General features: G+C 67.7%; 9 protein-coding genes. 7 read left to right on the forward strand and 2 right to left on the reverse strand.

The annotated features are described in order from the left end of the window. The first annotated feature begins 472 nt into the window (after positions 1 to 472). From ACFPQ5_RS02595 to ACFPQ5_RS02615, 5 genes are read left to right on the forward strand one after another with little or no spacing between them, the layout of a single operon-like run. Positions 473 to 1,810, forward strand: coding sequence for an SWIM zinc finger family protein (locus tag ACFPQ5_RS02595; protein ID WP_379751649.1), 1,338 nt, complete (start codon positions 473 to 475; stop codon positions 1,808 to 1,810). Then, a complete protein-coding gene (locus tag ACFPQ5_RS02600; RefSeq protein WP_379751651.1) occupies positions 1,807 to 3,405 on the forward strand; it encodes a DUF5691 domain-containing protein in 1,599 nt (532 codons plus the stop codon). Before ACFPQ5_RS02595 ends, ACFPQ5_RS02600 begins: the two co-directional genes overlap by 4 nt. Then, a complete protein-coding gene (locus ACFPQ5_RS02605) occupies positions 3,402 to 4,493 on the forward strand; it encodes an ATP-binding protein (RefSeq protein ID WP_379751653.1) in 1,092 nt (363 codons plus the stop codon). Before ACFPQ5_RS02600 ends, ACFPQ5_RS02605 begins: the two co-directional genes overlap by 4 nt. Before the next feature lie 13 nt (positions 4,494 to 4,506). After that, positions 4,507 to 6,756, forward strand: a complete 2,250-nt coding sequence (locus tag ACFPQ5_RS02610; RefSeq protein ID WP_379751655.1) for a DUF5682 family protein — start codon at positions 4,507 to 4,509, stop codon at positions 6,754 to 6,756. Beyond that, positions 6,746 to 7,894 (forward strand): VWA domain-containing protein, encoded by a 1,149-nt coding sequence (locus ACFPQ5_RS02615; protein WP_379751657.1) that lies wholly within the window; start codon positions 6,746 to 6,748, stop codon positions 7,892 to 7,894. The genes ACFPQ5_RS02610 and ACFPQ5_RS02615 overlap by 11 nt, the downstream gene beginning before the upstream one ends. Positions 7,895 to 7,897: 3 nt before the next feature. On the opposite strand, the gene rtcA is transcribed toward ACFPQ5_RS02615, so the two are convergent. Then, positions 7,898 to 8,917: an RNA 3'-terminal phosphate cyclase gene (gene rtcA, locus ACFPQ5_RS02620; protein ID WP_379751659.1), complete on the reverse strand. Its 1,020-nt coding sequence runs from the start codon at positions 8,915 to 8,917 to the stop codon at positions 7,898 to 7,900. 36 nt (positions 8,918 to 8,953) lie between these two features. Beyond that, positions 8,954 to 10,198 (reverse strand): RtcB family protein, encoded by a 1,245-nt coding sequence (locus ACFPQ5_RS02625; RefSeq protein ID WP_379751661.1) that lies wholly within the window; start codon positions 10,196 to 10,198, stop codon positions 8,954 to 8,956. A 193-nt stretch (positions 10,199 to 10,391) separates the two neighbouring features. On the opposite strand from ACFPQ5_RS02625, the gene rtcR reads away from it, so the two are divergent. Continuing rightward, positions 10,392 to 11,999 (forward strand): RNA repair transcriptional activator RtcR, encoded by a 1,608-nt coding sequence (rtcR, locus tag ACFPQ5_RS02630; protein ID WP_379751663.1) that lies wholly within the window; start codon positions 10,392 to 10,394, stop codon positions 11,997 to 11,999. A 93-nt stretch (positions 12,000 to 12,092) separates the two neighbouring features. Beyond that, entirely contained in the window at positions 12,093 to 12,227 is a 135-nt protein-coding gene (locus ACFPQ5_RS02635) for a hypothetical protein (RefSeq protein ID WP_379751665.1), read from the forward strand. Positions 12,228 to 12,581 lie beyond the last annotated feature (354 nt).

The raw sequence follows: 12,581 nt of genomic DNA on the forward strand, positions 1-12,581 counted from the left end.
AGCAACGTATTTCTTTTGTGCGAACATTTGATAATTTAAGTAATCAGCTGAACAAGTCAGCTGGCACCCTCATCAAACGCCCACACTTATCGACTGTTAATTGTTAAAGAACTTGTTCGGTACTGCTTGCTACTTGTCGACAAATCGTTTTGTTTGTCAGCAGCAGAGAAGCGAGATTATGCAGTATTTCGTTTGCGTCGTCAACTTCTTTTTTTACGACACCGCGTTTGATCGCGGTGTCCAGCCTCAACACAACTACTTGATTTCGTTGTCGTTTTCAGCGGGAACAGAACTATAGCAAAGCCGGGCGAGCTCTGCAAGTCCTGTGCTCCAATCGACCAAGCCGGCAACGCACTTCCGCAAGCGGCCTACCATCTGAAGAAATAGTTTTCCGCCAACAAGAATACGTTTATTCTTCTGAAACATTCCGCATCGCAACGCACTCGTCTTATATAAGAGAAACGCCTCCTCCATGCTCAACGCCGAACAGATCCTTGCGCTTGCACCGGACGCCGCTTCCGCAAAAGCAGGTTCGCAACTGGCGACACCCGGCAAATGGGGCGGACTCGGCATCAGTGGAGAAGCGATGTGGGGCGAGTGCCAGGGCAGCGGCAAAGTCCCCTACCGCACCCAGATCGATCTCGGCGAGCCCGCATTCAAGTGCTCCTGCCCCAGCCGCAAATTCCCCTGCAAGCACGGCCTCGGCCTGTATCTCCTGCGCGCCGGCCAGCCGGGGCTCTTCTCCGACGGCGCTGCGCCGCAATGGGTGGCGGACTGGCTGGACGGGCGCAAGACGCGCCGCGAGAAGAAAGAAGAAAAGGCCGCCGACCAGTCGCCCGAAGCCGCCGCTGCGGCTGCTGCCCAGGCACGCAAGCGTGAAGACAAACGCGAACAAAATATCGCCGGCGGACTGCGCGACCTGCAGACCTGGCTCGAAGACCTGGCGCGCGACGGTATCGCCAGCGTGCGCGAACGCGGCCCCGGCTTCTGGGAAGGCATGGCCGCCCGCATGGCCGACGCCCAGGCCGGCGCCCTCGGCAACCGCCTGCGCCGCGCATCGGGCCTGTGCTTCCAGTCGGCGAATCCCGACTGGGAGCGCCAGCTGAGTGCCGAACTCGCCTCTCTCTATATGCTGTGCCAGGCCTACACCGGTCTGGAGCGCCTGCCGCCCGCCCTGCAATCCGACGTGCGCGCCCTGGTTGGCTGGAGCGTGGCGCAGGAGAGCGTGCTGGCCGAGCCGCCTGTCGCGGACCGCTGGCAGGTACTGGGCCAGTACACGGCCGACGAAGGCCGGGTGCGGGCACGCACGACCTGGCTGCGTGGCCTTGCCAGCGGCAGGTGGGCCCTGCTGCTGCATTACTCGACCGGCGCCCAGGGCTTCGATGTCCCGCTGCTGGCCGGCACCGAATTCGACGGCGCCCTCTGCTTCTACCCGAGCGCCTGGCCGCTGCGCGCACTGATCCGGGACCAGGCGGATACGCGGCCGCTCACCGGCGCGCCGCCCGCGCCCGGGCTCGACGCCACGCTCGACGACTATGCGAGCGCGCTGGCGGTCCACCCCTTCCTGCCCGCCTATCCGATGCTGCTCGACGGGGTCGTGCCGGGCAGCGCGGGCCGCGCCACGCTGCGCACCGCCGACGGCCGGCAGCTCAGCCTGCACTCCTCCTTCCGCCACGCCCTGCACCTGCTTGCGCTGAGCGGTGGCCATCCCTTGACCGTGTTCGGCGAATGGGACGGCGCCTGCCTGCTGCCCCTGAGCGTGCGGCAGGGCGAGCGCCTGTACAACATCGACACGGAGTTCAGCGCATGACGCAGGCCGTCCCACTCCAGAAGTTCCTGCTCGTCGGCGCCAGCCGTGCGCCGCTGCCCGTCGAGCTGCTCGCTCCGGAGCTGGCGCAGATTGCCCAGCCCGCGCTCGATGCCGCCGGCGCGACGCCTGAACGCCGTCTCTGGCTGGCCGCCGGCGCGGCCGACCTGTGGACGCGCGCCGGCTACGTCCCACCGCCCGCGCCGGCTGCGGCGCCGCACCCGCCCAGCGCCCCGGAACAACTGGCAGCCTGTCCGGTGCGCGCCGAATCGATCCTGAAGCTCCTGCTCGCGGGCGGCCATCCCGCCGCCGTCCTGCAGGAATGGCTGGCCCTGCTCGAGCGCAAGCCGGCACGCCTGCCCGAGCGCTTTCTGCCCAACATGCTCGACCTGGCTACCCGCCAGCCGGGGCTGCGGCCGCGCGTCCTGCCCTTGCTGGGGATGCGCGGCCAATGGCTGGCCGCGCTCGAACCGGGCTGGGACTGGGCCGCCGGATCGCAGGATGCGGACCAGTTGCAGGAAACATGGCACAACGGCGCGCCCGAACAGCGCACGGCCGCGCTCGCACGCTGGCGGCGGGAAGACCCGGCCGCCGCGCGCGCCGCACTGCAGGCAGCCTGGCCGGCGGAGCCGCCCGAAAGCCGCGCGGCCCTGCTGGCCTGCCTCGCGACCGGCCTGGATGCGCAGGACGAAACCTTCCTCGAGTCGGCCCTCGACGACCGCCGCAAGAATGTGCGCCAGCTTGCGCAGCGCCTGCTTGCGCGCCTGCCGGGCTCGGACTACACGCGGCGTATGCTGGCGCGCGCGGTGCCGCTGCTGCAGCTCGAGAAGCGCTTCCTGCGCGGTACGCGCCTGAACGTCGCACTGCCGGCCGAGCGCGATGCGGCGATGATCCGCGACGGCATCGGCGACGGCAAATACCCTGGACTGGGCGAAAAGGCGGGATGGCTGGTCGACCTGCTGTCGGCGATCGATCCCTCGTACTGGTCCACGACCCTCGGCCTGGCGCCGGAGGAATGCATCGCACTCAGCGCGGCCACCGATTACCAGGAAGCGCTGCTGCTCGGCTGGACCGCCGGCCTGCGCCTGCATCTCGAACAGGCGGCGACGCCCGGCCTGCTGGCCTGGCTCGAGGCCTGGGTGCGCATCTGGCTGAAAGCCGACGGCACGGTCCGCTATCAGCAGGCCTCAAGCTTCATCGCCGCCTGCAAGGCCCTGCCGCAGCCGGCCCTGCATGCGCTGTTGCTGAAACTGGTCGAGGCCAGCCGCACGCCGTGGCAAGCCGCCGACGTGGCCCTGGTCGAGCTGCTGTACCAGCTGGCCGGCGAAACCGCGGCGCCCTGGCCCGCCGGGCTGTCGCGCGCGATCGCCCGGCGCCTGCTTGGCGCGCTGCCTGCGCTCCCGGCCCAGCAATGGAGCTTCCGCACCGCCCTGCCGGCCCTCGCGGCCGCGCTCGACCCGGCGGCCGTCCTCGCGGCCGAGCGCGAGTGGCCGGGACTGGGCGCTGACCAGCATGGCTGGCAAGGCGCCGTCGACCAGTTCTTCCACCTCGTGCGTTTCCGCCACGAGATGATCCATTCATTCCAGGAGCCCGCATGACCGCACTCAGCACCGTCCTTCGCCAGCACGCCGAAACGCAGTACGCGGCCGAGCTGGAAGCCTTGATCGCCTGCGACCGGCGCCAGCGGCCGCCGCGCTGGAAGATGTCGCCCTGGGCGGTGTCCACTTACCTGCTGGGCGGGAAGCTGGACAACGGCGTCGAGATCAGCCCCAAGTACATCGGCAATCCGCGCGTGATCGAGATCGCCGTCGCCACCCTGGCCACCGACCGCGCGCTGCTCCTGCTCGGCGTGCCGGGCACGGCCAAGTCCTGGGTCTCGGAACACCTGGCCGCAGCCATCAGCGGCGACTCGACCCTGGTGGTGCAAGGCACCGCCGGCACCGGCGAGGAAGCCGTGCGCTACGGCTGGAACTACGCGCAGCTGCTGTCCAAGGGCCCCTCGCTCGATGCCGTGGTGGCCAGCCCGGTGATGCGCGCCATGCGCGAAGGGAAGATCGCACGCGTCGAAGAGCTCACCCGCATCGCCGGCGAAGTGCAGGACAGCCTGATCACGATCCTGTCCGAAAAGGTGCTGCCAATCGCCGAACTCGACGACGAAGTGCAGGCCCAGAAAGGCTTCAACATCATCGCCACCGCGAACGACCGCGACCGCGGCGTCAACGAATTGTCGAGCGCCCTGAAGCGGCGCTTCAACACCGTGGTGCTGCCACCGCCGCGCAGCGCCGACGAAGAGGTGCGCATCGTGCAGACGCGCGTGGCCAGCATGGGGCGCGCGCTCGAGCTGCCGGGCGAACTGCCGGCGCTGGAAGAGATCCGCCGTATCGTCACGGTCTTCCGCGAACTGCGCGAAGGCGTCACCGCCGACGGCAAAGTGAAAATCAAGGCGCCCAGCGCCAGCATGAGCACGGCCGAAGCGATCTCGGTCATCACGCACGGCATGTCGCTGGCCGCCCACTTCGGCGACGGCGTGCTGCGCGGGGCCGACCTCGCCGCCGGCATGGTCGGCGCGATCGTCAAGGACCCGATCCAGGACCGCGTGGTGATGCTCGAATACCTGGAAACCGTGGTCAAGGAACGCGACGGCTGGAAGGACCTGTACCGCGCCTGCCGCGACGTGATGGCCTGAGCCTGGCGCAGCGATGAGCGTCCACCTGTTCGGCATCCGCCACCACGGGCCCGGCTGCGCGCGCAGCCTGCTCGACGCGCTGCACGCGCTGCAGCCGGACTGCATCCTGGTCGAGGGGCCTCCCGAAGCCGATCCGCTGCTGGCCCACGTCGGCGAAGCGGGTCTGGTGCCGCCCTGTGCGCTGCTGGTCTATGCGCCGGCGGCGCCGCAGCGTGCCGTGTTCTATCCGTTCGCCGAATACTCGCCGGAATGGCAGGCGATTCGCTTCGCCAACGAGCACGGTACGCCGGTGCGCTTCTGCGACCTGCCGCAGAGCCACCGGCTGGCCGAGACGCAGCCGCCCGAGGATCTTGACCCGGTGGGCGCCGTCCCCGCCAGCGCCCCGCCCGCCCTGCGCAGCGATCCGCTGGCCTGGCTGGCCGAAGCGGCCGGCTTCAGCGATACCGAAACCTGGTGGGACCACCTGGTCGAGCAGCGCAGCGACAGCCTCGATTTGTTCGCCGCCATCGCCGAGATGATGACGGTGGTGCGCGAGCACGCCGGCGCGCAGGAGGACCTGCTTGAACTGCGCCGCGAAGCCTATATGCGCAACATGATCCGGGTCGCCGAAAAGCAGGGCTGCCAGCGCATCGCCGTGGTCTGCGGCGCCTGGCACGTGCCGGCGCTGGCGAGCATGCCGACGGCGAAGAGCGACAACGATCTCCTCAAGGGCCTGCCGAAGGAAAAACTGGCGGCGACCTGGACGCCCTGGAGCTACGGCCGCCTGAGCTTTGCCAGCGGCTACGGCGCCGGCGTCGTCGCGCCGGGCTGGTACCAGCATGTCTGGGACCATCGCGAGCAGGCCAGCCTGCACTGGCTGACCGACGTCGCCACCCTGCTGCGCCGGCACGACCTCGATGCCTCGTCCGCCCACATCATCGAAGCGGCGCGGCTGTCGGAGACGCTGGCGGCACTGCGCGACCGTCCGCGCGCCGGACTCGACGAACTGATGGAAGCGGTACGCGCGGTGTTCTGCTACGACAGCGAACTGCCGCTGCAACTGATCCGGCGCGAGCTGCTGGTCAAGGACCGCCTGGGCGAGGTGCCGCCGTCGGTGCCCACCCTGCCGCTGATCCAGGACGTGCAGGCACAGCAGAAGCGCCTGCGCATGGCCGTACGCGCCGACACCCTCGACATCGACCTCGACCTGCGCCAGCCGGCCCACCTCGAGAAGAGCGTGCTGCTGCACCGGCTGGCGATGCTCGGCATCGCCTGGGGCCGCCGCCAGGTGGTGCGCGGCAAGAGCGGCAGCTTCCACGAACTGTGGCGCCTGGCCTGGGAGCCCGAGTTCGCGATCCGCCTGATCGAGGCCAGCGTCTGGGGTTCCACGCTGGAGCAGGCGGCAGGCACGCGCGCGGTGAGCCGCGGCGCCGCCGCAAGCGAACTGTCGGCGCTGACCGGCCTGATGGAGGAGATCCTGCTGGCCGACCTGCGCGCGGCGGTGGCGCCGGTGATGGCGCGCATCCAGGACGTCAGCGCGCTGACCGCGGACCTGGGCTTCCTGCTGGCGGCCCTGCCGCCGCTCGTGAACGTGGTCCGCTACGGCAGCGTGCGCGGCACCGACACCGATGCCCTGTCGCGCGTGATCGACGGCCTGGTGGCGCGCGCCTGCGTAGCCTTCCCCTTCGGCACGCGCGGCCTGTCGGACGAGGCGGCGACGCAACTGCTGGCGCAGCTGATCGCCGGCGACCAGGCGATCCGCCTGCTGCAGGACGAGGAACATGGCGCCGCCTGGTTCGCCGCGCTCGAGATCGGCGCCAGGAGCGAACTGACGCATCCGCTGCCGGCCGGCCGCGCGGTGCGCATCCTCGCCGAGCAGGGTCACTGGCCGATGGACGAAGCCGCGCGCCACCTCGGCCTGCTGCGCTCGCGCACCGTGGCGCCGCTGGCCGCGGCGCAGTGGCTGGAAGGCTTCCTGCAGGGCAGCGGCACGCTGCTGGTTCATAACGACGCGCTCTGGCACGCGATCGACGCCTGGGTGCTGGCGCTGCCGGCCGACAGCTTTACCGAGCTGCTGCCGCTGCTGCGCCGCACCTTCGGCAGTTTTCATGTGCCCGAGCGGCGCCAGCTGGCCGAACGCGCCCGCGCCGGCCGCGATGGCGCAGCGGCGCCCGCGCCGCTGCATGCACAGGCGCTCGACCTGGAACGCGCGCGGCGCGTGCTGCCGGTGCTCGCAACGATATTCGGTGGCGCCGCGGCGCCGGAGGCAATGCATGACGAGTGAATTCGACCGCAACGAGGCGGCGCGGCGCTGGCGCCTGGTGCTCGGCGGCGACGCGGCCGACGCGCCGCTGGCCCAGGCCGACCTGGCCATGGACCGGGCGCTGGACGCGCTCTACGGCGCGCAGCCGGGCGAGCCGCGCGCCGGACTGGGGGCATCGGCGCCGAACGTGGCGCGCTGGCTGGGCGACATCCGCCAGTATTTTCCGTCGACCGTCGTCCAGGTCATGCAGAAGGATGCCCTCGACCGGCTCGGCCTGCAGCAGATGCTGTGCGAGCCGGAGATGCTGCAGGCGGTCGAGCCGGACGTGCACCTTGTCGCCACCCTGCTCAGCCTGAACCGCATCATGCCGAACAAGACGCGCAGCACGGCGCGCGCGGTGGTGAGCAAGGTCGTGCGCGAACTCGAGGCCAAGCTGGCCAGCCCGCTGCGCCAGGCGGTGACGGGGAGCCTGAACCGCGCCACGCGCAACCGCCGGCCGCGCCACAACGAGATCGACTGGATGCGGACGATCCGCGCGAACCTGAAGCATTACCAGCCGGACTACCGGACCATCATTCCGGAAACCCGGATCGGCTTCGGCCGCAAGGGCCAGTCGCTGCGCGACATCGTGCTGTGCATCGACCAGAGCGGCTCGATGGCGCCCTCGGTCGTGTATGCCAGCGTGTTCGCCGCCGTGCTGGCCAGTATCAAGGCGGTCAGCACCTCGGTGGTGGTGTTCGATACGGCGGTAGTCGACCTGACGCCGCTGCTGTCCGATCCGGTCGAGGTCCTGTTCGGCACCCAACTGGGCGGCGGCACCGACATCAACCGCGCGCTGGCCTACAGCCAGGGCCTGGTGCGGCGGCCGAAGGACACGATCTTCGTCCTGATCAGCGACCTGTACGAGGGCGGGCGCAACGAGGAAATGCTCAAGCGCGCGGCGGCGATGATCGCCAGCGGCGTGCAGTTCATCGTGCTGCTGGCCCTGGACGACCAGGGCGCTCCCTCCTACGACAGGAACAATGCGGCCAGACTGGTGGCGATGGGCGCGCCCTGCTTCGCCTGCACGCCCGACCTGTTCCCCGACCTGATGGCGGCGGCCATCAAGCGCAGCAGCCTGGAACAGTGGGCGGCCAAGGCCGGCATCGTCCACGTCTGAGCTTCAGCGCGGTTTCACCACGCAGGTGCTGCGCCGTTCGCCGTGTTCGAAGCGGACCGAGACCGGCAGGAAGCGCTCGATCACCGACGCATTCGTCACAGCATGGCGGGACACCGTCGACAAGGTGAAGCGTCCGCCGCCGGCCAACGCCAGCGGCAGCATCAACTGGTCGGCCAGGTGCTCGCCGACTGCCGCGCCGGACGCGATGTAGGACCGGGCTTCGGCCAGGGCCTGGTCGGCCACGGTCTCGGCCGGGATGCCGCGTGCGCCGAAGGCGGCGAATACTTCGGTCTGCCGTTCGTATGCGAGCGTCAGCAGCAAGGCGTTGCCGGGGCCCTGCTCGGCCGGCAGCCCGCGCAGGTGCAGCTGGCGCTGTTCCCATCCGAGCGCGGTGCCGACGCGCGCCAGCTCGCGCGTGCCGACACTCGCGGGAATACCGGCAATAAAGGCTTCGGCATACGCGTCGGCCAGCGCGCCACGCTCGATGCATTCGATCGGCGCCAGGCGCGCGCAGGGCTGGACGCTGGCCGCGACGATGCCGCCGCCGGCGGGATAGAAGCCATGGCGCAGCAGCTCGATGCCGACCTCGGCCCCCATCCTCGCCAGGAGCGGCAGATAGGCGCGCTGCAGGAACTGCACCGGCGGCGCCATCGCATTATGGGTGCCGCCGCTGATGCGTACCGTGGAGGGCTGCTCCGCATGCAGGAGGGCCAGCACGATGGTCTGCAGGACCAGCGTGCAGCTGCCGGCCGTGCCGATCGCGAACGCGTAGTCGCCCGCCGCAATCGGTCCCGGAACGAAGTCCAGCTCCATGGCGCCGACCTGCGCGCCCGTCACGGCCGCGTTGCTGACCTGCTGCGCGGCCTGCACCGCCACCAGGTGCTGGCGCATCAGGCCGGGCTTGCTGCGGTTCGCCCGGATGTTCCTGATCCGGAAAGGCTGCCCGGTGATCATGGACAGCGCCAGGGCGGTGCGCAGGATTTGTCCGCCGCCTTCACCTGCGGCGCCGTCGAGTTCGATCATGGTCTCCCCTTCTTCTTGTTATCGGGTGCGCGGGCCCTAGCCCTTCACGCACACCACCTGCTTGAGCGTGTGGACGACTTCGACCAGGTCGCGCTGCGCATGCATCACCGCGTCGATGTCCTTGTAGGCCATCGGGATCTCGTCGATCACGTTCGCGTCCTTGCGGCACTCGACGCCTTCGGTCGCCCGCACCTGGTCGGCCAGGGTGAAGCGGCGCTTGGCCTCGGTCCGGCTCATGGTGCGGCCGGCGCCGTGGCTGCAGCTGTGGAAGCTGTCTTCGTTCCCCTTGCCGCGCACGATGAAACTCTTCGCGCCCATCGAGCCCGGAATGATGCCCAGCTCACCGGTCCGCGCCGACACCGCGCCCTTGCGGGTGACCAGCACGTCCTTGCCGAAGTGGCGTTCCTTCTGCACGTAGTTGTGGTGGCAGTTCACGGCTTCCACGTGCGTTTCGAAAGGCTTCTTGATAACCAGGCGCACGGCGGCGATCAGGTTCTGCATCATCACTTCGCGGTTGGTGCGCGCGAACTTCTGCGCCCAGCTGACCGCTTCGACGTAATCGTCGTAATGCTGCGTACCTTCCGACAGGTAGGCCAGGTCGCTGTCGGGCAGGTTGACGAAGTGGGTACGCATGTCCTTCTTCGCCAGCTCGATGAAATGGGTGCCGATCGCATTGCCGACGCCGCGCGAACCCGAGTGCAGCATGAACCACACGAAGCCGACTTCGTCCAGGCAGACCTCGACGAAGTGGTTGCCGCTGCCCAGCGTGCCGAGGTGGCGGTAGTTATTGGTGTTCTTCAGCGAGGGCGTCTTCAGGCAGATCGCGTCGAACTCGTCCTTCAGCTGCAGCCAGGCGGCGTCCACTGCCGAGGGCGGGGTTTGCCACGACCCTTCGTCGCGGCCGCGGTGGCCGCGCGTCTTCGGCGACATCCCGTGCGGGATCGCGCGTTCGATCGCGCTGCGCAGGGTGGACAGGCTGTCGGGCAGGTCGTTCGCGGTGAGGGTCGTCTTCGCCGCCATCATGCCGCAGCCGATGTCGACGCCGACGGCCGCCGGAATGACCGCGTCGAGCGTCGGCACGACGGTACCGATGGTCGAGCCCTTGCCGAGGTGGACGTCGGGCATGACGGCAATGTGCTTGTATACGAAGGGCATCTTCGCGGTATTCGTCAGCTGCTGCCTGGCCGCTTCCTCGACAGGTACGCCTTGCGTCCACATCTTGACGGGGGCGCCGCCCTGGATATCCATGACATCGTAGCTGGTGGTGTTCGTCGTTTTCATTTTTCTCTCAATCGTTCGCCAGTAGGTACCGTACTTATTGCAAGGGGCGTGCCAGCCGCTGCCAGAGGATGGCCAGCTTCGCTAAGTACCTGATCTCGCGGGAATTTACGCCGGTCTTGCGCTTCCTGTCGCTGGGTCGACATCACACCGCTTAGCTGATAGATTATCTTGTAGGATAAAGATTTATATTCATATGAAAAAGAAGAGCACCGTCGTCATCGGCTTCGTCGGCACCAAGCTCGACAATTACCGCGGCCCCTCGCGCTGGGACAAGTGGCGGCCCAGCGTCGCGCTGACCCAGCACCCGGACCTGTCGATCGCGCGCTTCGAGCTGCTGTACAACGGTCCCTACGAGAAGCTGGTGGATGAGGTGGCGGCGGACATCGGCGCGGTATCGCCCGATACCCAGGTCGTACCCCATGCGCTGGAGATGCGCGATGCCTGGGATTTCGAGGAAGTGTATGGCGCGCTTTTCGATTTTGCGAAGCGCTATCCCTTCGATCCCGACCACGAGGATTACTGGATCCATATCACGACCGGCACCCACGTGGTCCAGATCTGCATGTTCCTGATGACGGAAGCGCGCTTCTTCCCCGGCCGTCTGGTGCAGACCTCGCCGCCACGCTCGCCGGGTGCGGGTACGCCAGGCAGTTATGCACTGATCGACCTCGACCTGTCGCGCTACGACCAGATCGCCCAGCGTTTTTCGCGCGAACAGATGGAAGGCGTGGCTTTCCTGAAGTCGGGGATCGCGACGCGCAATGCGGAATTCAACGCGATGATCGACGAGATCGAGCGCGTGGCGATCCGCTCGCGCGCGCCGATGCTGCTGATGGGTCCGACGGGCGCCGGCAAATCCTTTCTCGCACGCCGCATCTATGAACTCAAAAAGGCGCGGCACCAGGTCGACGGCCGCTTCGTGGAACTGAACTGCGCGACGCTGCACGGCGACGGCGCGGCCTCGACGCTGTTCGGCCACATCAAGGGCGCCTTTACGGGCGCCGCATCGGACCGCCCCGGTTTGCTCAAGAGCGCGCACAAGGGCGTGCTGTTCCTGGACGAGATCGGCGAACTGGGCGCGGACGAGCAGGCGATGCTGCTCAAGGCGATCGAGGATAAACGCTTCCTGCCGGTCGGCAGCGACCACGAGGTGCAAAGCGACTTCCAGCTGATCGCAGGCACCAATCGCGATTTATCGCAGGACGTGGTGGCCGGCCGCTTTCGCGAGGACCTGTACGCGCGCATCAATCTCTGGACGTATGCCTTGCCCGGCCTGCGCGAGCGCGCGGAAGACATCGAACCGAACCTCGACTACCTGCTTGCCCAGTTCGGGGAAGAGCACGGCCAGATGGTGCGCTTCAACCGCGAGGCGCGCGCCCGCTTCATGCGCTTTGCACGCTCGCCCGAGGCGCTGTGGAGCGGGAACTTCCGCGACCTGTGGGCATCGGTGACGCGCATGGCGACGCTGGCGCAGTCGGGGCGCATCATTGAGGCGATCGTGGCCGACGAAATCGCGCGCCTGCAGCGGCTGTGGCGGCCTCGACTTGCGCGCAACGGGGAGCACGCCGTCGCACTCGATGCCGTGATGGGCGAGGAAGCGGTGAGCCAGCTCGACTTGTTCGACGCCCTGCAGCTGGAAGGGGTGCTCAAGATCTGCCGGCAGTCGAAAAGCCTGTCGGATGCAGGCCGCAAATTGTTCGGCGTCTCGCGCGACGCCAAGGCCAAGCCGAACGATGCGGACCGGCTCAAGAAATACCTGGCGCGTTTCGGCCTGAGCTGGGACCAGGTCTCGGCAGCGTGACGGCAGCTCAACCGTGCGCGGAATACGCTGGTTTGCGGGTACTGTGATGCGATGGAAAGAGCATTACTAGAGTTCGATAAAGTCGATCCCGACATGCGCAACATTATTGAAGAAGCGCGTGTCATTCTCCCTGGCCTGCAGGCCCTGTTCGGTTTCCAGACGGTCGCCGTCTCCAGCGAGCGCTTCGAGGACCTGGCCAGTTCGTATTCACCGTTTTCCATGCCGTGACGGAGAGCCTCGTTGTCAGCATCGCGGTGGCACTCACGGTCTTCGCGCTTCTGGCCGGCTTGTGGTTCGTGCTGCCTGGACGTGCACGGCGGCATGCCGGCAAATAGGGAACCGCCGCGCTTTCTGATGGTCGTACGGTAGCCAGCCATATGCGCTGGTTCCGGACACGTCAGAACTGGGCGGCACCTGCTCATCCGAGGTTCGTTAATCGGGGGGACACGAAGATGGCGAGTGCTCGCCCAGCCCATCCGGCGGCAAATCGATGGACGAAAAAAAACCCGCTGACCTGAATCAGCGGGTTTTTTCTTTATAACTAGCCTGACGATAACCTACTTTCACACTGGTTGCAGCACT

Origin of the sequence: Massilia suwonensis (assembly GCF_042655665.1) — a bacterium.
GTDB classification, from domain to species: domain Bacteria; phylum Pseudomonadota; class Gammaproteobacteria; order Burkholderiales; family Burkholderiaceae_D; genus Telluria; species Telluria suwonensis.

Excerpts from the sequence above, each read along its gene's own strand:
- ACFPQ5_RS02625 (WP_379751661.1), bottom strand. The coding sequence starts at position 10,198 with ATGAAAACGACGAACACCACCAGCTACGATGTCATGGATATCCAGGGC.
- ACFPQ5_RS02605 (WP_379751653.1), top strand. The coding sequence starts at position 3,402 with ATGACCGCACTCAGCACCGTCCTTCGCCAGCACGCCGAAACGCAGTAC.
- ACFPQ5_RS02600 (WP_379751651.1), top strand. The coding sequence starts at position 1,807 with ATGACGCAGGCCGTCCCACTCCAGAAGTTCCTGCTCGTCGGCGCCAGC.
- rtcA (WP_379751659.1), bottom strand. The coding sequence starts at position 8,917 with ATGATCGAACTCGACGGCGCCGCAGGTGAAGGCGGCGGACAAATCCTG.
- rtcR (WP_379751663.1), top strand. The coding sequence starts at position 10,392 with ATGAAAAAGAAGAGCACCGTCGTCATCGGCTTCGTCGGCACCAAGCTC.
- ACFPQ5_RS02610 (WP_379751655.1), top strand. The coding sequence starts at position 4,507 with ATGAGCGTCCACCTGTTCGGCATCCGCCACCACGGGCCCGGCTGCGCG.
- ACFPQ5_RS02595 (WP_379751649.1), top strand. The coding sequence starts at position 473 with ATGCTCAACGCCGAACAGATCCTTGCGCTTGCACCGGACGCCGCTTCC.
- ACFPQ5_RS02615 (WP_379751657.1), top strand. The coding sequence starts at position 6,746 with ATGACGAGTGAATTCGACCGCAACGAGGCGGCGCGGCGCTGGCGCCTG.
- ACFPQ5_RS02635 (WP_379751665.1), top strand. The coding sequence starts at position 12,093 with ATGCGCAACATTATTGAAGAAGCGCGTGTCATTCTCCCTGGCCTGCAG.